The sequence below is a fragment of the Kitasatospora sp. NPDC089913 genome (assembly GCF_044748625.1).
Taxonomy (GTDB): domain Bacteria; phylum Actinomycetota; class Actinomycetes; order Streptomycetales; family Streptomycetaceae; genus Kitasatospora.
On the sequence record NZ_JBIVGI010000001.1, the window covers coordinates 482,060 to 502,857 of the forward strand.

General features: G+C 74.7%; 20 protein-coding genes and 1 riboswitch. Of the genes, 10 read left to right on the plus strand and 10 right to left on the minus strand.

Features of this window, described 5'->3' with window-relative positions; translation table 11 throughout:
• The first annotated feature begins 111 nt into the window (after window positions 1–111).
• The gene (locus ACIPYS_RS02160) at window positions 112–399 is read left to right on the plus strand and encodes a bacterioferritin-associated ferredoxin (protein ID WP_400741998.1); all 288 of its coding nucleotides are present in this window, start codon (window positions 112–114) and stop codon (window positions 397–399) included.
• A 52-nt stretch (window positions 400–451) separates the two neighbouring features.
• Here ACIPYS_RS02160 and bfr read toward each other — a convergent pair whose 3' ends face one another.
• Entirely contained in the window at window positions 452–931 is a 480-nt protein-coding gene (bfr, locus tag ACIPYS_RS02165; protein WP_030391478.1) for a bacterioferritin, read from the minus strand.
• 217 nt (window positions 932–1,148) lie between these two features.
• Here bfr and ACIPYS_RS02170 point away from each other — a divergent pair, with 217 nt between their 5' ends.
• Window positions 1,149–1,778: a sulfite oxidase-like oxidoreductase gene (locus ACIPYS_RS02170; RefSeq protein ID WP_400742002.1), complete on the plus strand. Its 630-nt coding sequence runs from the start codon at window positions 1,149–1,151 to the stop codon at window positions 1,776–1,778.
• Between the two features lie 63 nt (window positions 1,779–1,841).
• Here the strand turns inward: ACIPYS_RS02170 and pknB are convergent, their stop codons facing one another.
• The 4 genes from pknB to thiO form a co-directional block, all read right to left on the minus strand.
• Entirely contained in the window at window positions 1,842–3,638 is a 1,797-nt protein-coding gene (gene pknB, locus ACIPYS_RS02175) for a Stk1 family PASTA domain-containing Ser/Thr kinase (RefSeq protein WP_400742829.1), read from the minus strand.
• Between the two features lie 108 nt (window positions 3,639–3,746).
• Complete coding sequence (locus ACIPYS_RS02180; protein WP_400742004.1) at window positions 3,747–4,544, minus strand: thiazole synthase; 798 nt, start codon at window positions 4,542–4,544, stop codon at window positions 3,747–3,749.
• Between the two features lie 3 nt (window positions 4,545–4,547).
• Window positions 4,548–4,781 (minus strand): sulfur carrier protein ThiS, encoded by a 234-nt coding sequence (thiS, locus tag ACIPYS_RS02185; RefSeq protein WP_093862349.1) that lies wholly within the window; start codon window positions 4,779–4,781, stop codon window positions 4,548–4,550.
• Entirely contained in the window at window positions 4,778–5,941 is a 1,164-nt protein-coding gene (gene thiO, locus ACIPYS_RS02190) for a glycine oxidase ThiO (protein WP_093862350.1), read from the minus strand. Before thiO ends, thiS begins: the two co-directional genes overlap by 4 nt.
• Window positions 5,936–6,048, minus strand: a riboswitch (TPP riboswitch). Its footprint overlaps the gene before it by 6 nt.
• Before the next feature lie 109 nt (window positions 6,049–6,157).
• On the opposite strand from thiO, the gene ACIPYS_RS02195 reads away from it, so the two are divergent.
• From ACIPYS_RS02195 to thiE, 3 genes are read left to right on the plus strand one after another with little or no spacing between them, the layout of a single operon-like run.
• Entirely contained in the window at window positions 6,158–7,387 is a 1,230-nt protein-coding gene (locus tag ACIPYS_RS02195) for an NAD(P)/FAD-dependent oxidoreductase (RefSeq protein WP_400742009.1), read from the plus strand.
• 55 nt (window positions 7,388–7,442) lie between these two features.
• Window positions 7,443–7,808: an Rv2175c family DNA-binding protein gene (locus ACIPYS_RS02200; protein ID WP_093862352.1), complete on the plus strand. Its 366-nt coding sequence runs from the start codon at window positions 7,443–7,445 to the stop codon at window positions 7,806–7,808.
• Window positions 7,805–8,449 carry a thiamine phosphate synthase gene (gene thiE, locus ACIPYS_RS02205; protein WP_400742013.1) on the plus strand — a complete coding sequence of 215 codons (645 nt, stop codon included), beginning with the start codon at window positions 7,805–7,807 and terminating at the stop codon, window positions 8,447–8,449. The genes ACIPYS_RS02200 and thiE overlap by 4 nt, the downstream gene beginning before the upstream one ends.
• 54 nt (window positions 8,450–8,503) lie before the next feature.
• Here thiE and ACIPYS_RS02210 read toward each other — a convergent pair whose 3' ends face one another.
• Complete coding sequence (locus tag ACIPYS_RS02210) at window positions 8,504–9,610, minus strand: polyprenyl synthetase family protein (protein ID WP_400742016.1); 1,107 nt, start codon at window positions 9,608–9,610, stop codon at window positions 8,504–8,506.
• Between the two features lie 219 nt (window positions 9,611–9,829).
• On the opposite strand from ACIPYS_RS02210, the gene metF reads away from it, so the two are divergent.
• Window positions 9,830–10,744, plus strand: coding sequence for a methylenetetrahydrofolate reductase [NAD(P)H] (metF, locus tag ACIPYS_RS02215; protein WP_093862354.1), 915 nt, complete (start codon window positions 9,830–9,832; stop codon window positions 10,742–10,744).
• Window positions 10,745–10,899: 155 nt separating this feature from the next.
• Entirely contained in the window at window positions 10,900–11,883 is a 984-nt protein-coding gene (locus ACIPYS_RS02220) for a hypothetical protein (RefSeq protein WP_400742020.1), read from the plus strand.
• A gap of 78 nt (window positions 11,884–11,961) precedes the next feature.
• Here the strand turns inward: ACIPYS_RS02220 and ACIPYS_RS02225 are convergent, their stop codons facing one another.
• Both ACIPYS_RS02225 and ACIPYS_RS02230 read right to left on the minus strand, forming a co-directional pair.
• Window positions 11,962–13,473 carry a phytoene desaturase family protein gene (locus ACIPYS_RS02225; protein ID WP_400742023.1) on the minus strand — a complete coding sequence of 504 codons (1,512 nt, stop codon included), beginning with the start codon at window positions 13,471–13,473 and terminating at the stop codon, window positions 11,962–11,964.
• A 9-nt stretch (window positions 13,474–13,482) separates the two neighbouring features.
• Window positions 13,483–14,118 (minus strand): DUF4126 domain-containing protein, encoded by a 636-nt coding sequence (locus tag ACIPYS_RS02230; RefSeq protein ID WP_093862357.1) that lies wholly within the window; start codon window positions 14,116–14,118, stop codon window positions 13,483–13,485.
• Between the two features lie 549 nt (window positions 14,119–14,667).
• Here ACIPYS_RS02230 and ACIPYS_RS02235 point away from each other — a divergent pair.
• From ACIPYS_RS02235 to ACIPYS_RS02245, 3 genes are all read left to right on the plus strand, one after another.
• A complete protein-coding gene (locus tag ACIPYS_RS02235; protein WP_400742027.1) occupies window positions 14,668–15,276 on the plus strand; it encodes an SAV_6107 family HEPN domain-containing protein in 609 nt (202 codons plus the stop codon).
• A 106-nt stretch (window positions 15,277–15,382) separates the two neighbouring features.
• The gene (locus tag ACIPYS_RS02240; protein ID WP_093862358.1) at window positions 15,383–16,135 is read left to right on the plus strand and encodes a methyltransferase domain-containing protein; all 753 of its coding nucleotides are present in this window, start codon (window positions 15,383–15,385) and stop codon (window positions 16,133–16,135) included.
• A gap of 408 nt (window positions 16,136–16,543) precedes the next feature.
• Window positions 16,544–16,936, plus strand: a complete 393-nt coding sequence (locus tag ACIPYS_RS02245; protein WP_045938200.1) for a DUF3040 domain-containing protein — start codon at window positions 16,544–16,546, stop codon at window positions 16,934–16,936.
• A gap of 88 nt (window positions 16,937–17,024) precedes the next feature.
• Here ACIPYS_RS02245 and ACIPYS_RS02250 read toward each other — a convergent pair whose 3' ends face one another.
• Window positions 17,025–19,478: a transglutaminaseTgpA domain-containing protein gene (locus tag ACIPYS_RS02250; RefSeq protein ID WP_400742032.1), complete on the minus strand. Its 2,454-nt coding sequence runs from the start codon at window positions 19,476–19,478 to the stop codon at window positions 17,025–17,027.
• Entirely contained in the window at window positions 19,475–20,797 is a 1,323-nt protein-coding gene (locus ACIPYS_RS02255; RefSeq protein WP_400742034.1) for a DUF58 domain-containing protein, read from the minus strand. The genes ACIPYS_RS02250 and ACIPYS_RS02255 overlap by 4 nt, the downstream gene beginning before the upstream one ends.
• Window position 20,798: the final 1 nt, after the last annotated feature.

Below are 20,798 nucleotides of genomic sequence, written 5' to 3' on the forward strand. Positions count from 1 at the left end.
TCCCCGGCCGGAGAGGCTTTTGCGTACCCGGATCGGCGGGTAAGGTGAGGCTTAGTGAACTAAGGCAAGCCTTAGTCAAGATCCACTCGCTTCACCCCGGGAGAGACCGCGATGTACGTGTGCATGTGCCATGCGGTCACCGAGGACCAGGTGAAGCGGGCGATCGACGCGGGAGCCGACACCCCGCGCCGGATCGCCAAGGGCTGCAAGGCCGGCACCGACTGCGGATCCTGCGTCCGGCGCATCCAGGCACTGCTCGGCGAGCACGGTGCCCGGCCGTGCCCGACCGCCCGGCTGGCCGCCAAGCTCGGCCTGGCCGACCCGGGCGCCGACTCCGGGGAGCCCGAGCCGGCACCGGTACCGGCGGCGGCGCCGGTGGTGACGCTGCGCGTGGCCTGAGCCCCGGCCCGCGGGCCGCGGCGCCCGGTCCCGCCCGGTGCTCCGGCCCCGGTCAGGACTCCGGCTGCTCGATCAGCTGCGCGAGGTAGAGCGCCTCCCCGAGCTTCTCCAGCAGCTCGAGCTGGGTGTCGAGGTAGTCGATGTGGTGCTCCTCGTCCTCCAGGATCGATTCGAAGATGTTCGCCGAAGTGACGTCGTTCTTGGCGCGCATCACCACGATCCCGCGCTTCAGCCGGTCGATCGCCTCGACCTCGACCTGCCGGTCCGCCTCGAACATCTCCTTGACCGTCTGGCCGATCCGGACGTGGAACAGCCGCTGGTAGTTGGGCAGGCCGTCCAGGAAGAGGATCCGGTCGGTGAGCACCTCGGCGTGCTTCATCTCGTCGAAGGACTCGTGCCGGGTGTACTTGGCGAGCTTCGTCCAGCCGAAGTTCTCCTGCATCTTGGCGTGCAGGAAGTACTGGTTGATCGCGGTCAGCTCGGCGGTGAGCTGTTCGTTGAGGAACTCGATGACCTCGGTGTCGCCCTTCATGGCGTTGCCTTCCTGCTGTGCGTGCGGGACACGGCCGTTACCCTCCGGCTGCAGGCATCCTGGCACCGGGGCGGGAAGAAATTCCAGTAAGTTCACACTCACTAGGACATGTGTCGGAATATCCGATTTGCCAGCGCCTTGAGCCGTACGAGCGGGGCGTGCGAGGTGGCAAAGGGGCGCGCGCGGCCCGCTGCCCGCCGTCTGTCACCATGGATCCATGGGTCAGTCCGAGCAAGAACCGTCGTCGCCGTCTGACCCCCGGCTCCCGCCGGGCCAGCGGGTCCAGCGGGGCTGGCCCGCCCTGCACTACGGACCGGTACCCCGGTTCAAGCCGCTGACCTGGGACCTCCAGGTGTTCGGCGCGACCGCCTCGGCCGAGAAGCACAGCTGGGACTTCGAGGCCTTCGACGCCCTGCCCCGCACCACGGTCCGGGCCGACCTGCACTGCGTCACCCGGTTCTCGGTGCTCGACAGCGACTGGACCGGCGTGGCCGCCGCGCTGCTGCTCGACCTGGTGCCGCCGGACCGGGACGTCACCCACGTCATGGTCTGGGCCGAGTACGGCTACAGCGCCAATCTGCGGCTGGCCGACTTCGCCGCCCCCGACACCCTGCTCGCCACCCACCGCAACGGCGAGACGATCACCGCCGAGCACGGCTTCCCGGTCCGACTGGTCGTCCCCCGGCTGTACGCGTGGAAGGGACCCAAATGGGTCCGGGCGGTCGAGTACATGCGGGCCGACCGGCGCGGCTTCTGGGAGGAGCGCGGCTACCACAACCGGGCCGACCCGTGGCGGGAGCAGCGGTACTCCCACCAGGAGGAGCCGGGCGACGGTCCGCTCCGGTAGGGCGCGTGCGCGGGGGGCGCCGCGGCCCGGACGGGCCGTTCCCGCAAGCCGGCCGGGCCGTTCCTAGAAGAACGGGAAGGTGACCGTCACCACGGTGCGCTGCGGCTTGCGCTCACCGGCCGCCGGGGACTGACCGGTCACCTTGCCGGTGCCGAACAGGTTGACCCCGCTGCTCTGCATCGCGAACCCGGCCGCCTGGAGCGCCTTCTCCGCGGCCTCCTTGCTCATCCCGGTCACGTCCGGCACCGCCACCATGCCCTTGCTGACCACCAGCGCCACCGGCGTGTTCTCCGCCACCTGCTCCCCGGCGGCGGGCGAGCTGCTGATCACCGAACCCTCCGGCACGGTGTCGCTGAACACCGAGGTCACCGTGCCGGCCGCCAGCTGCGTTCCGGCGAGTGCCGAGGCGGCCTGCGCGGAGGGCTTGCCGACCAGGTCCGGCACGGCGATCCGCTTCGGGCCGCGCGAGACGGTGAGCGTCACGACGTCGCTCTTCCGGGACCGGGTGCCGACCCCGGGGGCGGCCGCGACCACCTGGCCGGCCGGGACGGTCTCGCTGTACACCTCGGTGATCCGCCCGTGCATGCCGGCGGCGTCCAGGATCCGCTCAGCCTCGGCCCGGTCCTTGCCGAGCACACCCGGCACCGTGCCGTACACCGCGCCCGAGATCGCGTACGTCGCCCCGCCGACCAGCAACACCAGGGTGGTCAGCACGGCCGCCCAGATCAGCGGCTTGCGCGGCAGCCGCCGTCGGGCGGACCCGGAGCGGCGTCCGGCCCCGGACCGGCGGGCGCGGGGCGTCCGGACCGGCGGCGGCTCGTCGTACGGACGGGGCTCGGTGAGCAGCTGCTCCATGACGTCCGGCGGCACGTCCAGCACACTGGTGCGCTCGACCGGGGCCGCCGGGGCCACCGGCGTGAGCACCGAGGTCGCCTCGCCGGTCGGGTACCGGGGGCTGGGGCGGGTGGAGGCGGGCGGCTCGGCGTCCAGCTGGGTCGGCGTGAGCCCGCGGCGGACCCGCTGGAGCGCGGCGAGCAGTTCCACCGCGTCGTACGGGCGGAGCTCGCGGTCACGGGCGCAGGCCCCGGCCACTATCGCGTCCAGTTCGGGCACCACCCCGGGCACCGTCGCGGACGGCGGCGGGACGTCCTCGTGCAGATGCCGGTACATCACCTGGACCGGGTTCTCGCCGGTGTGCGGACGGGAGCCGGTGAGCATCTCGTACAGCAGGATGCCGGCCGCGTAGACGTCCACCCGCCGGTCGGTCTCGGCGCCGGGGCGGATCTGTTCGGGCGCCAGGTAGGAGACGGTGCCGAGCACGGTGTCGGTGGTCGAGGTGCTGGAGGAGGCCGCGCCGTCGGCGGCGTTCAGCACCCGGACCAGGCCGAAGTCGGCGACCTTGACCAGCCCGTCGTCGGTGATCAGGACGTTCTCGGGCTTGACGTCGCGGTGCACCAGCTCGGCCCGGTGGGCGGCGCCGAGCGCGGCGAGCACCGGCTCCAGGATGTCCAGCGCGGCCCGGATGGAGAGCGCGCCGCGGTCGTTCAGCAGGTCGCGCAGGGTGCGGCCGGGCACGTACTCCATGGCGAGGAAGACATGGCCGCCGTCCGCGCCCTGGTCGAAGACGTTGACCACGTTGGGGTGGGCGAGCCGGGCGACGGCCTTGGCCTCGCGGATGAAGCGGGCGGTGAACGCGGCGTCCCCGGCCAGCGAGGCGTGCATGACCTTGAGCGCGACGACCCGGTCGAGCCGGGTGTCGGTGCTCCGGTAGACGGTGGACATCCCACCGGCGGCGATCCGTCGCTCGACCCGGTACCGGCCGTCGAGCAGGGTACCGATCAGGGGGTCGCGCAAAGCCATGTCCACCCGGCGAGTCTAGGCCGTTGGGATCGGAGGGCCCCCGGAGACACCGCTCCGGGGGCCGCTCTGTGCCCGCTTTGTGACACCGGCCGGACGTCGGGACCGCCGTCAGAACGCCGGGCGCTCGCGGGTGTCGAGGTCGGCGCGGCCGGCCATCGCGGAGGAGGCCTCGGCGTGGAAGCGGCGCGGGATCCGGCCGGCCCGGTACGCGAGCCGGCCGGCCTCGGCGGCGTGCCGCATCGCGTCGGCCATCAGCACCGGGTCCTGGGCCCGGGTGACCGCGGAGGCCAGCATCACCGCGGCGCAGCCCAGTTCCATCGCCAGCGCGACGTCCGAGGCGGTGCCGGCGCCGGCGTCCAGGATCACCGGGACCCCGGCGTCCTCGACGATCAGCTGGAAGTTGTGCGGGTTGCGGATGCCCAGGCCGGAGCCGATCGGCGAGCCCAGCGGCATGATCGCCGCACAGCCCACGTCCTCCAGCTTGCGGGCCAGCACCGGGTCGTCGTTGGTGTACGGCAGCACCGTGAAGCCGTCGTCGACCAGGGTCTCGGCGGCGTCCAGCAGTTCGATCGGGTCCGGCAGCAGGGTCCGCTCGTCGGCGATCACCTCGAGCTTCACCCAGTCGGTGCCGAGCGCCTCGCGGGCCAGCCGGGCGGTCAGCACGGCCTCGCCGGCGGTGAAGCAGCCCGCGGTGTTGGGCAGCACGCGGATGCCGTTGCGGGTCAGGACGTCGAGCACCGAGCCCTGGGTGGTGGCGTCGACCCGGCGCATCGCCACCGTGGTCAGCTGGGTGCCGGACACCTGGAGGGCCTGCTCCAGGACCTCCAGGCTGGGGGCGCCGCCGGTGCCCATGATCAGCCGGGAGGAGAAGGACGTCCCGGCGATGGTGAGAAGGTCGTCGGCCATCGGTCAGCCTCCCTGGACGGCGGTGAGGATCTCGATCCGGTCACCCGCGGACAGTGCGGTGAGCGGCCACCGGGTGCGCGGCACCACGGTCTCGTTGAGGGCGGCGGCGACCCCGGAGTGGGCCTCGCTGAGGGTGGCGACCACCTCGGCCAGGGTGGTCGAGGCGGGGACCTCGCGCTGCTCGCCGTTGACGCTCAGCCGGACGTTCGGGGTGGTGTCGCTGGTGCGGGGGCTCATGCCGGGACCTTCGTGAATCGGTGGGGGGAGAACGGGCGGGCGAGTTCCGGCAGGTCGCCGGTGGCCAGGTACTCGGCGAGGAGGTCGCCGGTGACGGGCGTCAGCAGCACGCCGTTGCGGTAGTGGCCGGTGGCGGCGACCAGGCCGGGCAGGGCGGTCGGGCCGAGCAGCGGTGCGTTGTCCGGCGAGCCGGGCCGCAGTCCGGCGCCGGTCTCGACCAGCGGCAGCTCGGTGATGCCGGGCACCAGCTCGTGCGCGTCGCGCAGCAGCTCGTAGACGCCGCCGGCGGTGACCGTGGTGTCGTGGCCCTGCTCCTCGGTGGTCGCGCCGATCACCAGCTCTCCGTCGGCGCGCGGCACCAGGTAGATGTGGCCGCCGCGCACGACGGCGCGGACGTTGCGGGACAGGAACGGCCGGTAGGCCGCCGGTACCCGCAGCCGCAGCACCTGGCCCTTGACCGGGCGGATCGCGGGCAGCACGCCGGGGGGCAGTCCGGCCAGCAGGTGGCTGCGCGAGCCGGCCGCGAGCACGGTCCGCCCGGCGGTGAGGGCCGTGCCGTCGGTGAGCCGGACGCCGGTCGCCCGGTCGCCCTCGACCAGCAGCCCGGCGGCCTCGGCGCGGCGCAGCACCACGCCGGCCCGCTCGCAGGCCCGGACCAGGGCGGCGGCCAGCCGGCGGCCGTCCACCTGGTGGTCGTCCGTGACGTGCAGTCCGCCGCGCACGCCGGGGGCGAGCATCGGCTCCAGCCGGCGGGCCTCGCGGCCGGTGAGCCACTGCGAGTCCAGGCCGAGCCGCCGGTGGAAGGCGTGCAGTTCGCGCAGTTCCTCGCGGTCGTCGGAGTCCAGCGCGACGGCGAGGGTGCCGCACTGCCGGTAGCCGGTGTCCAGGCCGCCGCTCGCCTCGGTGAGTTCGGCGGCGAAGGCCGCCCAGCGCTCGTTGGAGGCCATGCCGAGGCGGAGCAGGGGCTCCTCGCCGTACTGGAGTTCGGTGACCGGGGCGAGCATGCCGGCCGCGACCCGGGCGGCGCCGCCGCCGGGGGCCGGGTCGAGCACGGTGACCCCGAGGCCCCGCCGGGCCGCCTGCCAGGCGACCACGAGCCCGATGATCCCGCCGCCGACCACCAGCACCTCGGCGCGGTCGCCCGATGCCAAGCGTGTCAAAGTCGCTGCTCTCCCTTCGCCGGTATGACCCGGATCAGGTTCGGACGGTCGCGGGCCGTGCCAGCCCGCCTCTCAGCCCGGTCCGCCGGGCTCCCGTGATGGTGCCCCCACCTTAACTCCGGGGGGTCGGAGGGCTGAAGGTGCCCGTGACGGGCCCGGACCGGGAGGCGGTCCTGGGTCGGAGGGCCTACGACCGGGCTCAGTACAGTGACGGACGTGGCTGAGCTGAGCGGTACGGGACGGACGGATCGGGTGGTCGTGGTCGGCGCGGGCCTGGCCGGGGCGCAGTGCGCCGCGGTGCTGCGGCGGGACGGCTGGCAGGGCTGGATCACCCTGGTCGGCGAGGAGCCGCACGCTCCCTACGACCGGCCGCCGCTCTCCAAGGACGTCCTGCTCGGAAAGACCGACAGCACCGCCCTCGACCTCGACTTCGGGCAGCTCGAGGTCGAACTCCTCACCGGCCGCCGCGCCACCGGACTCACCCCCGACGGCGGACCCGGCACCGCCGGCACCCTGCACACCGACGCCGGGGACGTCCGGTACGACGCGCTGCTGATCGCCACCGGCTCCGAACCGCGGGTCCTGCCCGGAGCCGAGCGGGCCCACCTGCTGCACACCCTGGACGACGCGCTGGCGCTGCGCGCCCTGCTCCGTCCCGGCCTGCGCCTGGTGCTGGTCGGGGCGGGCTGGATCGGTGCCGAGGTGGCCACCGCCGCCCGGGCGGCGGGCTGCGAGGTGACCGTGGTCGAGGCCGGGCCGGCGCCCGTCCCCGGCGCCCTGCCCACCGAGGTCGGCCGGGCGATGGCCGGCTGGTACGCCGAGGCCGGGACGGTGCTGCGCTGCGGCACCGGCGTGGCCGCCGTCGAACCGGGCGCGGTACTGCTCGCCGACGGCTCGCGGCTGCCCGCGGACGAGGTCGTGGTCGGCATCGGCGCCCGCCCGGCCACCGGCTGGCTGGCCGGCACCGGCGTCGCGCTGGACGCGGCCGGCGCCGTCCTGGTGGACGAGCGGCTGCGCACCACCGTGCCCGGCGTGCTCGCGGCCGGCGACTGCGTCGGCTACCCCTCGGCGCGCTCCGGCACCCGGCTGACCGTCCAGCACTGGGACCACGCGCTGCAGTCCGGCGAGGCCGCCGCCGCCACCCTGCTCGGTACGGACGCCCCGCCGTACGACCCGGTGCAGTACTTCTGGTCGGAGCAGTTCGGACGGATGGTGCAGTACGCCGGGCGGCACGGCGCGGACGACGAACTGCTGTGGCGCGGCTCGCCGGACGACGCCGGCTGGACGGTGCTGTGGCTGCGCGACGGCGTGCTGCGGGCGCTGCTCGCGGTGGACCGGCCGCGCGACCTGACCCAGGGCCGCCGGCTGGTCGAGCGCGGCGCCGTCCTGGACCCGGCCCGGGCGGCCGACCCGGCCGTTCCGCTGAAGTCGGCCGTCGCCGGGTAGCCGCCGGGGAGGCCGATTGGTGCGCGGGGGGCCACGGAGGTGGCAGTCTGGTGGGGTGAGTGAGATCGAAGCCAAGATTGAATCCCTGGTCCCCGCGTGGCTCTACCTGCCCGACATCTCCGAGCGGTGGGGCCTGGTGATCACCGAGGTCCGCAGCATGGTCAAGAAGGGTGACCTGATCGCCGTCCGCCGCGGCCCCAACAAGTCGCTGCAGGTCCCGGCGGCGTTCATCGACGAGACCGGCCCGGTCAAGCACCTGATCGGCACGCTGACGGTGCTGCGCGACAGCGGCTTCAGCGACGACGAGATCCTGGTGTGGATGTTCACCGAGGACCCCTCGCTGCCCGGCACCCCGATGCAGGCGCTCTGCGAGAACCGGGCCACCGAGGTCAAGCGGCGGGCCCAGGCGATGGCGTGGTGACCGACCGGCGCGGCCGGCTCGCCGACGCCCGGCTGTACCTCTGCACCGACGCCCGGCGCGAGCAGGGCGACCTGGCCGGGTTCCTGGACGCCGCGCTGGCCGGCGGCGTGGACATCGTCCAGCTCCGGGACAAGGGCCTGGAGGCCAAGCAGGAGCTGGCCGCGCTCGAGGTCTTCGCGGACGCCTGCCGCCGGCACGGCAAGCTGCTCGCGGTCAACGACCGGGCCGATGTCGCCCACGCGGCCGGTCCCGACGTGCTGCACCTCGGGCAGGACGACCTGCCGGTGCCCGCCGCCCGCGCGATCCTCGGCGAGGACGTGCTGATCGGACGCTCCTGCCACGCCGAGTCCGAGGTGGACGCGGCGGCCGTCGAGCCCGGCGTCGACTACTTCTGCACCGGTCCGGTCTGGCCGACCCCGACCAAGCCGGGCCGCTTCGCGCCGGGCCTGGGTCTGGTCGAGTACGCGGCGAAGCTGTCCACCGGGCGGCCGTGGTTCGCCATCGGCGGGATCGACCTCGGCAACCTGGACGAGGTGCTGGCCGCCGGGGCCCGTCGGGTGGTGGTCGTGCGGGCCATCACCGCGGCCGAGGACCCGGGCGCGGCGGCCGCCGAGTTCGCCCGGCGGCTGCGCGCCGTCTGATCCCGGGCTCCCGCCCCGAGGTCCCGAGGCTTTCCGGGGCCGCCGCCGTCCGGCTCAGTACTTGCGGACGGTGGCGGCCTCGGCCAGCGCCAGCAGGGCCGTCCGGGCCTGCCCGTCCGCCAGCGGGGCCGCCTCCAGCGCCGCCAGCGACTGGCCCATCAGCTCGTCGATCCGCCGCTCCACCCGCTCCGGTGCCCCGCTGCGGGCCACCAGCTCGCGCAGCCCGGCGACCTCGGCGGGGGTCAGGTCGGGTGCGCCCAGCCGCTCGTCCAGCCGGCGCGCCTCGTCGGCCGGCAGCCCCCGCATGGCGTGCGCGACCAGCAGCGTCCGCTTGCCCTCGCGCAGGTCGTCGCCGGCCGGCTTGCCGGTGACCGCCGGGTCGCCGAACACGCCGAGCAGGTCGTCCCGCAGCTGGAACGCCTCGCCCAGCGGCAGGCCGAACGCCCCGTAGGCCTCCACCAGCCGGGGCTCGGCGCCCGCGAGCATCGCGCCGACCTGGAGCGGCCGCTCGATCGTGTACTTGGCCGACTTGTAGTGCAGGACGGTCTGCGCCCGTTCCAGCGCGCCGCCGTCGGCGGAGTCCCCGGCGACCGGCTCCAGCACGTCCAGGTACTGGCCGACCATGACCTCGGTGCGCATCAGGTCGAACATCGGCTTGGCGGCCAGCACCGCCTCCGGCTCCAGGCCGGAGTTCAGGAACAGCTCGTCGCACCAGATCAGCAGCAGGTCACCGAGCAGCACCGCGGCCGAGGCACCGTACTGCTCGCGGTCGCCGCGCCACCCCCGGGCGCGGTGCAGCGCCTCGAAGCGGCGGTGCACGGAGGGCAGGCCGCGCCGGGTGTCGCTGCGGTCCATGAGGTCGTCGTGGACCAGCGCGCTGGCCTGAAGCAGCTCCAGCGCCGCCGCCGCCCGGGTGATTCCCTCGCCCCGCGCCGGGCCGCCCGCGCCGCGCCAGCCCCAGTAGCAGAAGGCCGGGCGGAGCCGCTTCCCGCCGTCCAGCAGGAAGTCGCGCAGCGCGTCGGTGACCGGGTCCAGCTGCGGGGAGACCTTGCTGAGCAGGGCCGACTGGCCGTCCATGAAGCCGACGAGGGCGGCGTTGACGCGCTCGCGCACGTCCTCCATGTCAATGGGGTTGGCCGGCCGCGGGCTGGACGAGGTCACGATGGGGCTCCGGAGGTAGCGGTGGTGCAGCAAGGGTATCCGGGGCGGAGGAGAACAGCCGTACGGGCCGGTTTCGGCCGGACGGGTGAAACGCTGTTCACGGGGGTGCCGGACCCGCCACCGGTGCCGTCGGCCCGGGGTCCGCCCCTTGTCCGTCCGATGTCTCAAAACATGGGACGGAGTTGTCCGCGCCCTTCGGCCGACGGCTAACCTGCCACCATGGCACTCGGTATCGCTTCGACCAGACCGGACCGTGCACAGACCGTCCGCGACCTGCTGGCGGCCGGAAAGCGGTCCTTCTCCTTCGAGTTCATGCCGCCGCGCACCGAGGTGGGCGAGCAGAAGCTCTGGGACGCCATCCGGCGGCTCGAACCGCTCGACCCCAACTTCGTCTGCATGACGTACGGCGCCGGTGGCTCCTCGCGGGAGCGCACGGTGAACATGGTCGGCCGGATCGCCACCGAGACCACGCTCACCCCGGTCGCCCACCTGACCGCCGTCGACCACTCGGTCGCGGAACTGCGCAACATCATCGGCCAGTACGCCGACCAGGGCGTCCGCAACGTCCTCGCGGTGCGCGGCGACCCGCCCGGCGACCCGATGGGCGAGTGGGTCAGCCACCCGGAGGGCGTCACCTACGCGTACGAGCTGGTCGAGCTGATCAAGGGCATCGGCGACTTCTGCGTCGGCGTGGCGGCCTCGCCCAACATGCACCCGCGGTCGACCGACTGGGACGAGGACATCCGGCACTTCGTGGCGAAGATCCGCTCCGGTGCCGACTACGCCATCACCCAGATGTTCTTCGAGGTCGACGACTACCTGCGGCTGCGCGACCGGGTGACGGCCGCCGGCTGCGAGACACCGATCATCCCGGAGATCATGCCGGTCACCAACGCCCGGCAGCTGGAGCGGTTCCCCCAGCTGAGCGGCTCGCCCTTCCCGGCCGAGCTGGAGGCCGGGCTGCGCGCCGTCATCGACGACCCGGCGGCGCTGCGCGAGGTCGGGATGGAGCACGCCACCGCGATGTCCGAGCGGCTGCTCGCCGAGGGCGCCCCCGGCCTGCACTTCATCACCCTGAACCACTCCACCGCGACCCTCGAGATCTACCAGAACCTCGGTCTGCACCAGCGCTGAGCTGCGCGCTTCCCACCCCTCGGGGCACCGCCGCGGGCACCCTTCCCGGTAGCCCCGACGGGTGGGAACGCGATGCGGTACCCGGGCCGTTGAACGGGTACAGTCGCCGCACACGCGCGGCGGGCGCGGGCACGCGACTGGAGGTAGCGGGCGGGATGGGGATCGGGTACCTGCTGCTGTACGCCGCGCTGGCGGTGGTGGCGCTCTGGCTGGTCGCCGAGCTGCTGTTCCAGAACCGGGCCCCGCTGCACTGGCGCGGTCTCGCCCTGGTCGGCTTCCTGGCGGTGGCCGGCGGCATGGCGATGGGCTCGGTCCCGGTGATCGGCGGCGGCGCCGCGATGTTCGCGGTGGGCCAGACCTTCGTGACCCTCTCGGTGAAGCGCGGGTACGCGGCCGGCTGGTCGCTGCGCCGCGCGGACGGGAGCCTGCCCGGACCGCTCGCCAAGGTGCCGCTGCTCGGCGCGCTCACCGGCGGCGGCGCGGTCGCCGCCGCGGCCGTGGTCGCGGCGGAGCGGGTCGGTGAGGTCGGCGCCGTCGAGGAGGCCCGGCCGGCCGCGGACAGCGCGCCCCGGCCGCCGGAGGAGGCGCCGGTCGAGCAGACCGCCGCCTTCGAGATGCAGGAGCTTGCCACCGACGGGGTGTACGCCGCCAGCTACTACGAGCAGCAGCAGACCGAGGTGCTCCACGCGGTCGGGAACACCCAGGCGGTGCCCCAGCAGTCCCACCAGGACGCCTACGCGGAGGCCTACCAGGGCGGCTACGACCCGGCGCAGCAGCTCCAGCAGCAGGCCGGCCAGTACGGCTACGACCAGCAGCAACAGCAGCAGTGGCAGGCCCAGCAGCAGCCGGTGTTCGGCTACGACCAGGGCTACGGCGGCTACCAGCAGCAGGACCCGTACGGCGGTTACCAGCAGCAGCCGGACTCCTACGCGGCCTACCAGCAGCAGCCCCAGCCGCACGAGCAGCAGCACGACCCGCTGAACGACCCGCAGCAGGCCGGCCAGTACGGCTACGACCAGCAGCAGTGGCAGGCCCAGCAGCAGCCCGACCAGCAGCACACCACCGGGATCCCGCAGCAGCCGCAGTACGACCAGTACGGCTACCAGCAGCAGCCCACCTGGCAGCAGCACCAGGGCTGAGCCCGCGGTCCCGACGGGAGCTGCTCGGGGGCCTGCTCGGTCGGTGCGTGACGGTCGCTGCGCGACGGTCGGCGGGGCTCAGGCCGGGCCGATGAGGTTGGCCACGATGCAGGCGGACATGCCGACCCGGGCCAGTCCGCCGCCGGGGTGGGCGGCGCCGCCGGTCAGGTAGAGGCCCGGGTGGTCCTCGTTCGGGGCCTGGAGGAGGCCGCCGCCGAGGCCCGCCAGCGCCGGGGGAGGGACGGAGCCGAAGAAGGAGCCGGTCTCCCGCTCGGTGTGCTCGGGTGTGCGGACCACCCGCCAGAGCATCCGCTCGCGCAGGCCCAGGCCGGCCGCGTCGACCTGGTCGAGCATCCGGTCGGCGAAGGCCTCCGGGACGCCGGGAACACCCCAGTCGAGGTCGAGCGAGGGCGTGGTCGCGGTCAGCACCACCGCCTCGTGGCCCGCCGGGTGCAGCGAGGGGTCGTCGGGCCGCAGCACCTGGACGGTCGGCCGGTAGTCCGGCGGCACCCCCGGGCCGAACACCCCCGCCAGCTCGGCGGCCGGGTCGGCGGCGTGCACCACCGTGCGGTGCGCGGTGCCCTCCGGGCGTTCGCCGCGCAGCGCCAGCAGCACGCTGACCCGGCCGGGGACGCCGTGCAGCCGCTCGGCCGAGGAGGGCCAGTCGTCCGAGCTCTCGGCCGGGCCCATCCACTGGGTGTGCAGCACCCGGGCGTCGATCGAGGAGACCACCAGGTCGGCGTCGATCCGGTCGCCCTTGGTCTGCACACCGGTCACCCGGCCGTCCTCGACGACCACCCGGGCGACCGGAGTCCCGAACCGGAACTCCACCTTGCGCTGTTCGCAGCGGCGGAAGAAGGCGTCGGCCAGCGCGCGCAGGCCGCCCTCGACGTACCAGACGCCGAAGGACTGCTCCATGTACGGCAGCACGGTGGCCCCGGCCGGGGCGGTGCGCGGGTCGAGACCGAACCGCAGCGCGTGTTCGTGCAGCAGGGCGGTCAGCCCGGGGTGGCCGCCGAGCTCGGTCGCGGCGACGTCGGCGAGGGTCCAGTCGCGCCGGCCGCGCCGACGGCCGAACAGACCGCGCCGGACCGGGGCCGCGTCCGGCACCGGGTACGGGTCGGCGTACAGCGGCCTCGGGTCGGCCGGCAGCGGCTCCTCCAGCAGCGGGCGGCGGGTGGCCTCCCAGACCGTGCGGCCGTGGTTGAGCACGGTGGCCCAGCGCTGCCCGGCTCCGGGGCCGAAGGCCTCGTCCAGTGCCTGGACCACCCCGCCCCGGGAGGCGTTGGGGAGGGACACCGCCGTGCCGTCGGGGAAGAGGTGCCGGCTCTCCGGATCGACCGGGCGCAGCCGCACCAGTTCCTCCAGCGGCTCCCGTCCGGTCTTCAGCGCGAGGTCGCGGTAGACGGCGGGGAGGGTGAGCAGACCGGGGCCGGTGTCGAAGGCGAAGCCGTCCCGCTCGTAGCGGCCGACCATGCCGCCGTAGGTGTCGCGCGCCTCGCAGACCGTCACCTTGTGCCCGAGGGTCGCCAGCCGCGAGGCCGCCGCGAGTCCGCTCATTCCTGCGCCGATGATGACGATCCGTGCCATGCCTCGATCCTAGATCCGGTACGGAGCCTCCTCCGCCACCGGTCGGCCGGCGGCCGCACGGGCGGCGCGGCGTTCGCGGCGGCGGGCGCGGAAGGCGCGGATCCGGTTGATCGCGAACCACACGAGCAGGATGCCGACCAGCAGCAGTACGGCGGAGATCGAGGCGGCCAGCCAGGGGTGGAAGATCGCCAGGGTGACCAGGCCGGCCACCGAGATGTCCTCGGCCAGGGAGACCACGATGTTGCTGGCCGGCTCGGGCGAGGTGTTCACCGCCATCCGCAGCGAGGCCTTCACCAGATGGCTGACCAGCGCCGTCGTGCCGCCCATCGCGCCCGCCGCGACCTCGCCCAGCGAGCCCGGGTCGGTGGTGGCGGCGGCGATCAGGGCGCCGACGGTGGCGCCGGCGATCGGGCGGACCACGGTGTGGACGGCGTCCCAGACGGTGTCCACGTACGGGATCTTGTCGGCCACCGCCTCCAGCAGGAAGAGCACGGCGGCGGCGATCAGCACGTCGGTGCGCTCCAGGGCCGGCGGCACCGAGTCGGCCCCGCCGAACCGGCCGAGCAGGCCGAGCAGCAGGACCACCGCGTACGCGTTGATCCCGCTCGCCAGTCCGCTGGTGAAGATCAGCGGGACGATCGTCATCGGCTCCCCGTCCGTTTCCTGCTCGCGATCCGGTCCGGTGTTCGGTCCGGCCCTCGCCGTACCGTACCGGGACGCCGCCGCCGGGGCCCGCGGTTCCCGTCCCCGGGCGTCTGAGTACGGATACTCAGACGCCCGATTGAGTACCTGCACGGATGCCCCGCGACCTGCGAGGACGTCACAGTGGTGGCACCGGGACGGCGGCGCGTCGGGCGCCTGCGGCCCGAGGGGCGGACGATCGGCGTCCGGCGGTCACGGGGGACCGGCGGAAGCGTGTCGAGGGGGTGTCCGCCCCGGAGCCGGTCGGAGACCGCGCACCGCCGGCACGGGGCGGCGGAGCGGGTCAGGGGGGACCGGCATCTCCGGGGGACCGGGAGCTCCGGAGCGCCGTCCGTGGGGGACGGCGCTTCGGCCACCGGGCGGGCGGCGGACCGTCGCCGGGCGGCCCACCGGTGGGCGGGACCGCCACCGGGCCGGATTGTCAGTGGTGCCGTTCACGATGGAGGAGCACGGACCACCCGGTCCGCGCGCTGCCTCGGAACGGGGGAGACCATGACCATCAGTCACCCTGAGCACGTCACCGCCCGCCTCCACTCCGCCGCCTACCGACCGGGGGCCGCGCCGCGCCCCTCCGCCCACCGTCCGTCCGCCGACACCGGGGCCGACCCGGTGCTGCGCCGCCTCGCCGCCCCGCCGGCCGCACTCGACCTGCTGGCCGAGGCCCATCGCACCCTCGACCGTGCCCGCTCCCTGCCGGACCCGCTGGAGCGGTACGCCGCCGCGCACCTCGCGGCGCTGCGCACGGTGGCGGCGGTGCTCGCCGTGCGCGGCCGCCCGGAGAAGAGCGAACGCCGCCGACGGGCGATCCGCAGCGCCTGGGAGGTGCTGCCCGAGGTGGCGCCCGAGCTCGCCGAGTGGGCGCCGTACTTCGCCGCGGGCGCGCGCCGCAGGGCGGCCGCCGAGGCGGGCATCAGGGGCGCGGCCTCGGCCCGTGACGCCGACGACCTGATCCGCAACTCCGCCCTGTTCCTCCGGCTGGTCGAGCGGCTGCTCGGCCTGCGGGCCGCCCCGCCCGCCCCGCGGCTGCCGCTGGACGGCACGGGCGGAGGCGGCGGAGGCGGGGAGAGCGGCGCGGACGCCGGCACCCGGGAGGCCGGTTGACCGGGACGGGACCGATCGGGGCGGGGCGGGGGACGGGGGAGGGGGAGCGGTCGGTCTAAGGTTGGGGACAACCCGATCGACCCTGCACGTGCCAAGGAGCCTCGCCTTGTACCCGACGCGTCCCCGCAGCGCCCTGCGTACCGCCGTGGTGTGGGAGGTGGTGCGGGCCGCCCTGGAGAAGCGGGTGGCCGAGCTGGACCAGCCGGTGCTCGACGTGGTCGACACCGGTGGCGGCACCGGCAACTTCGCCGTGCCGGTGGCCCGGCTGGGCCACCGCGTCACCGTGGTCGACCCGAGCCCCGACGCGCTGTTCGCCCTGGAGCGCAGGGCCGCCGAGGCCGGCGTGACCGATCTGGTCCGCGCCGTCCAGGGCGACACCCAGACGCTCCCCGAGCTGGTCCCGCCGGGCACCGTCGACGCGGTGCTCTGCCACGGTGTGCTGGAGGTCGTGGACGACCCGGCGGAGGCGCTCGGCAGTCTGGCCGCGACCCTGCGCCGGGGCGGCTTCGTCAGCCTGCTGGCCGCCAACCGCAACGGCGCGGTGCTCGCCCGGGCACTGGGCGGCCACTTCGACGACGCCCGCGCGGTGCTGGGCGCCGCCGACGGCCGCTGGGGCGAGCAGGACCCGATGCCGCGCCGCTTCACCGGCGAGGAGCTCGACCGGCTGGCGGTCGGGGCCGGCCTGCGGGTCGAGTCGGTGCACGGCGTCCGGGTCTTCGCCGACCTCGTCCCGGGTGTGCTGGTGGACACCGAGCCCGGCGCGATGGAGGCGCTGCTCAAGCTGGAGGAGGCCGCCGCCGGGCAGCCGGCCTTCCACGCCGTGGCGACCCAGCTCCACCTGCTGGCCACCCTGGGCTGACCGGGCGGACCACCGCCGTTCGCCCACGGAACTCCCACTGTTCGCCGACGGACCGACGGTGCGTCCCCCGCTGGTTTCCCCGCCTTCTCCTCGGGATCTCCCCAGGTCCGGACCGATTCCATCGGATCGGGCACTAGTCCGGCCCCCGCCGCGTTGAGCGTGGTGCGGCGAGGAGCCGCCGAAGTGGCCGGGTCCACGCGTGGTCGACCACTCCGTCGCGAGCCCGTGGACCGTATGATCTGGGTAAAGCCGGAAAGCATGACCGCCGGATGCTCGGGGCATATGGACGACACGGGCCCGGGCCCCCGCACAGGCGTCCGACCGCGTGTTCTGAAGGCTGATTGGACTTGCCACCCCGACCGGGGCGGCGGACCGGTCGCACCCGCGACCGACGAGTAGGAGGACTCCGTGCCGCTCTCGGAGCACGAGCAGCGACTGCTCGACCAGATGGAGCGAGCGCTGTACGCCGAAGATCCCAAATTCGCTACGGCGCTCGAGGGAACCGGTCTGCGCACCTACACCCGTCGACGGGTCTATCTCGCCGTCGGCGGCTTCGTGGTCGGTATCGGCCTGCTGATGGGCGGCATGGTCGTACCCAATCAGATCTGGGTCAGTGTGGTCGGCTTCCTGGTGATGCTCGGGTGCGCCGTCTTCGCCGTGACCGGCTGGCGCCGCGGTCCCGCCGGGCAGGCCCAGCACCCCGGTCCGGCCGCCGTGCCGCGCCGCAAGGCCGGGATGATGGACCGGGTCGAGCAGCGCTGGCAGCGTCGGCGTGACGAGCAGACCGGTGGCGGATTCTGAGACCTGAGGTCCGTACCGTCGCCGGTACGGACGCACCGAGGGCGGGCAGTCGACCGACTGCCCGCCCTCGGTGCGTCCGGGTCCCGGTTCAGGACCCGTTCCCGCCGCTCCCGCCGCGGCCGCCCCGGCCGGGGCGGCGGGCGGTCAGCCGGCGGACCGGCCCGGTGACCGCGCCGACCGCCCGGGCGATCCGGCCCCCGACCGCCAGCCGGGCCGTCAGCAGGGCTTCCGAGATCCGCCACCGCAACTGCGCGGAGGAGGCCGGCAGCAGCAGGGCCCGGATCCGGCCGCGCCGGCCGGCGTGCGCCCGCAGGCCGTTCCTGGCGGTCCTGACGTCGGCCGCGAGCGGTTCCCCGACCTCGGCGGAGCGGGCGTAGAGCACCCGTTCGGTGGCCACCGCCACCCGGCCGGCGGCCGCCGTCGCGTCTTCGTCCAGCTCGCCGGCCTCGGCGATCCGGCGGGCGGCGGCGCGCGGGGTGCGCGACTCGTCCGGCGGGATGCCGAGGTCCCAGGCGGAGTCGATCAGTTCGTCCCAGGCGGCCAGCACCTGCGCGTCGGTGAGCGGGACCGGTCCCGGCCCGCCGGGGCGCCGCCGCCCGCCGCCGCCCAGCCGGCGCCGGCGCAGCCGGGCCCGCCAGACCATCGGGGTGAGCAGCAGGAACAGCACCAGCGCGACCGCGGCCAGCGCGGTCAGGACCTTCCCGGAGAGCAGCCAGGACTCCTCGCCGGCGCCTCCGGCGCTCTGCTGCCGGTCGCCGCAGTCACCGGTCCGGCGCAGCTTCGCGTCGCAGTCCGGGTTGGCGGACGGCAGCTGGACCGGCGCGCTGGCCTGCGGCTCGACGGTCGGCTGGGTGGTCGGCTGGGTGGCCGGGGCGGAGACCGGGTCCGAGTAGTCGGGCTGGACGCCGCGGGTCGGCGTGGGCTCGAAGCGCAGCCAGCCGTAGCCCTCGAAGTAGAGCTCGGGCCAGGCGTGGTACATCGCGTCGGTCACCGCGTAGACGTTGTTGCCCTTGGTGTTGCCGGGGGTGAAGCCGAGCGCGACCCGGGCCGGGACGCCCAGGATGCGGGCCATCACGGCCATGGTGGAGGCGAAGTGGACGCAGAAGCCGCGGCGGCGCTCCAGGAAGTCCTTCATCGCGTCGCTGCCGCTGTCGGTCCTGGTGGTGGCGTCGTAGGCGAACTCGGGGCCGGTGAACCAGTCGCGCAGGGCGACGGCCTTGTCGTACCCGGTCTTCGCCTTCCCGGTGACCCGCAGGGCGGTGTCCCGCACCACCGGCGGCAGGTCGCGCGGCACCACGAGGTACTGGTCGCGGATCCGCTCGGGCGGCGCCGGCACGGTGCGCAGGACGGTCGCGGTCGGCCGGACGTCCAGTGCGGTCACCGTGTAGTTGAGGCCCTTGATCGCCTTCTCCCGGGCGGGCAGGAGGCTGGAGGTGACCGGGTCGAGCTGCCAGGCGGAGTTGTCACGGAGGGTGACACCGACCGGCGGGTAGGGCATCGGCAGCCAGGCGTCGTCCAGCTGGGGCCCGATCCGGACCTCGGCCTTCAGCTGCTCGGCCAGGTCGATGCTGCCCAGCCCCTCGGGGGCGGGGAAGGTGCCGGTGAACGGCACCGTGGCGGCCGCGCCGCGCTTCCAGCTGACGCCGTCGAAGACGTCCAGCGAACCGGTGCGCAGATAGGTGGAGTCGGCGGCCGGGCTCTCGGACTTGTAGCTGAACAGTTCGACGTTGCGCGGCTTGGGGATCGCGCCGGTCAGGGTGATCAGCGGGTCCAGGCTGCTGACCGCGCCGCCGGTGCTGGTGCCGGTGCCGGTGCCGCTGTGCACCAGGCCGGAGTCCCAGCGCGGCAGGAACACGGGCAGCAGCAGGGCGAGCGCCAGCGCCAGGACGCCGACCTGCTGGCCGCTCCGGCCCAGGGTGCCGCTCCCTTCGCCGTCCCGCTCGGAGCCCCGGAAGATCCGGCCCCAGCGGGAGACCCGGTCCTGGCCCTCGGCGAAGAGCAGCACCAGGTAGCCGGCGGCGGCGGTGGCGAACCAGAGCCAGTTGCCGTCGTCCCCGGCCAGGCCGTTGCCGATCGAGTAGAGCGCGAGCAGCGGCAGCCCGGCCAGGGCCGAGCGCCGGTAGGTGACCGCGACGGTGTCCACCACGACGGCGATCAGACCGACCGAGGCGACCAGGATGAGCCGCAGCCCGGGGCTGGGCGGAGCGGGGATGGCGTAGTCACGGACGTCGTGGAACCCCTGGGAGAGGATCCGGCCGAGCAGCCGGACCGACTCGGGGCCGGGCACCAGGCCGCCGAAGACCGCGGCCGAGGAGGCGAAGCCGATCAGCAGCAGCAGGGCGAGCGCCAGCAGCTGGCCGGCCGGGACGGTCCACCGGTAGAACGGCGTGCGCCGCAGCCCGGCGCCGACCGCCGCGACGACCACGACCACCAGGAAGGCGTGGGCGATCCAGCCCTTGGTGGTCAGCAACGGGGTGAGGCAGAGCGCGGCCAGGGCGGTGGCCAGCGCCGAGTAAACGGTCAGTTTGGCCCGGGTGGTCACGCGCCGGCCTCTTCTCGGTAGGGGGCGGACGACTCGGGCCGGTCGGCGGCGCGCCAGAGGTCGGGGAGGGAGTCGCCGGCGCGGACGGTCAGTACCGTCCAGCCGGCCTCGCGCAGCCGGCGGGCCCGGTCGCGGAACTCCTCGCCGCCGGTGTCGGGGGAGAGCAGGCGCAGGCCCGCCCAGGTGCCGGTGTCGAGCAGGAGGACGACGGCGCCGCCGGTACGGCCGCGCAGCCGGGCGAGCCGGGCGGTCTGCTCCTCGTCCAGTTCGCCGAGGACGGCCACCACCAGACCCTCGCCGCCGGCCCGCAGCGGCTCCTCGGCGCGGGAGAGCCCGGCGCCGTCGGAGAGGTCGACCACGGCGAGCGCGTCCAGGATCACTCCGGAGGTGTCGGCGGCGGTGTGGCCGTTGTCGGCCTGGAAGCCGGGGACGGCGTGGCCGGTGTCGGTGAGCAGGCGGGTCTGGTAGCCGCGCTCCAGCAGGTGGACGCAGACCGAGGCGGCGCAGGCGACGGCCCACTCGAAGGAGGAGGCCGGGCCGCTGCCGCGGTGGCCGGTCTCGCGGGTGTCCAGCAGCACGGTGGCGCGGGCCCGGTGGGGCTGCTCCTCGCGCCGGACCATCAGCTCGCCGTAGCGGGCGGTGGACTTCCAGTGCACCCGGCGCAGGTCGTCGCCGGCCCGGTACTCGCGCAGGATGACGTCGTCGTCGCCGGCCAGCGCGAGCGAGCGGCTGTGGCTCTCGCCCTGCCCGGCGAACTCGCCGGTGAGCCGCACGTGCGGCAGCGGCAGCACCTGGGGGACGACGGTGAGCACGTCGGAGGCGGCGAAGGAACGGTTCAGCTCGCACATCCCGAACGGGTCGGAGAGCCGCAGCTGGAGCGGGCCGAGCGGGTAGCGGCCGCGCAGGTCGGAGCGGACCCGGTAGGAGACCTCGCGGTGGCCGCGCGGTTCGACCCGGTCCAGCACGAACCGGGGCCGGGGCCCGAGCACGTACGGGACCTTGTCCTCCAGCAGCAGCAGGCCGGTGGGCACCCGGGAGACGTTGTCCACCCGCAGGTGCACCCGGGCCTCCTGGCCGGCCACCGAGCGGTGCGGGCTGAGCCGGCGGCCGCTGGCGACCCGGTAGCGGGTGTTGGCCAGCAGCAGCGCGGCGGCCAGCGGCAGCGCGGCGAGCAGCACCCCGACGCGCAGCAGCGCGTCCTGGCCGAGGAGGTACGAGCAGACCACCGCGGTCAGTCCGGCGGCGAGGAAGGAGCGGCCCCGGGTGGTGAGGCCGCGCAGGCCGGCGCGCAGGCCCGACGGTTCGCCGGACGGGCCCACC

Excerpts from the sequence above, each read along its gene's own strand:
- ACIPYS_RS02220 (WP_400742020.1), top strand. The coding sequence starts at position 10,900 with ATGGGGATCGGGTACCTGCTGCTGTACGCCGCGCTGGCGGTGGTGGCG.
- ACIPYS_RS02230 (WP_093862357.1), bottom strand. The coding sequence starts at position 14,118 with ATGACGATCGTCCCGCTGATCTTCACCAGCGGACTGGCGAGCGGGATC.
- thiS (WP_093862349.1), bottom strand. The coding sequence starts at position 4,781 with ATGAGCCCCCGCACCAGCGACACCACCCCGAACGTCCGGCTGAGCGTC.
- ACIPYS_RS02160 (WP_400741998.1), top strand. The coding sequence starts at position 112 with ATGTACGTGTGCATGTGCCATGCGGTCACCGAGGACCAGGTGAAGCGG.
- metF (WP_093862354.1), top strand. The coding sequence starts at position 9,830 with ATGGCACTCGGTATCGCTTCGACCAGACCGGACCGTGCACAGACCGTC.
- ACIPYS_RS02225 (WP_400742023.1), bottom strand. The coding sequence starts at position 13,473 with ATGGCACGGATCGTCATCATCGGCGCAGGAATGAGCGGACTCGCGGCG.
- bfr (WP_030391478.1), bottom strand. The coding sequence starts at position 931 with ATGAAGGGCGACACCGAGGTCATCGAGTTCCTCAACGAACAGCTCACC.
- pknB (WP_400742829.1), bottom strand. The coding sequence starts at position 3,638 with ATGGCTTTGCGCGACCCCCTGATCGGTACCCTGCTCGACGGCCGGTAC.
- ACIPYS_RS02180 (WP_400742004.1), bottom strand. The coding sequence starts at position 4,544 with ATGGCCGACGACCTTCTCACCATCGCCGGGACGTCCTTCTCCTCCCGG.
- ACIPYS_RS02170 (WP_400742002.1), top strand. The coding sequence starts at position 1,149 with ATGGGTCAGTCCGAGCAAGAACCGTCGTCGCCGTCTGACCCCCGGCTC.
- ACIPYS_RS02235 (WP_400742027.1), top strand. The coding sequence starts at position 14,668 with ATGACCATCAGTCACCCTGAGCACGTCACCGCCCGCCTCCACTCCGCC.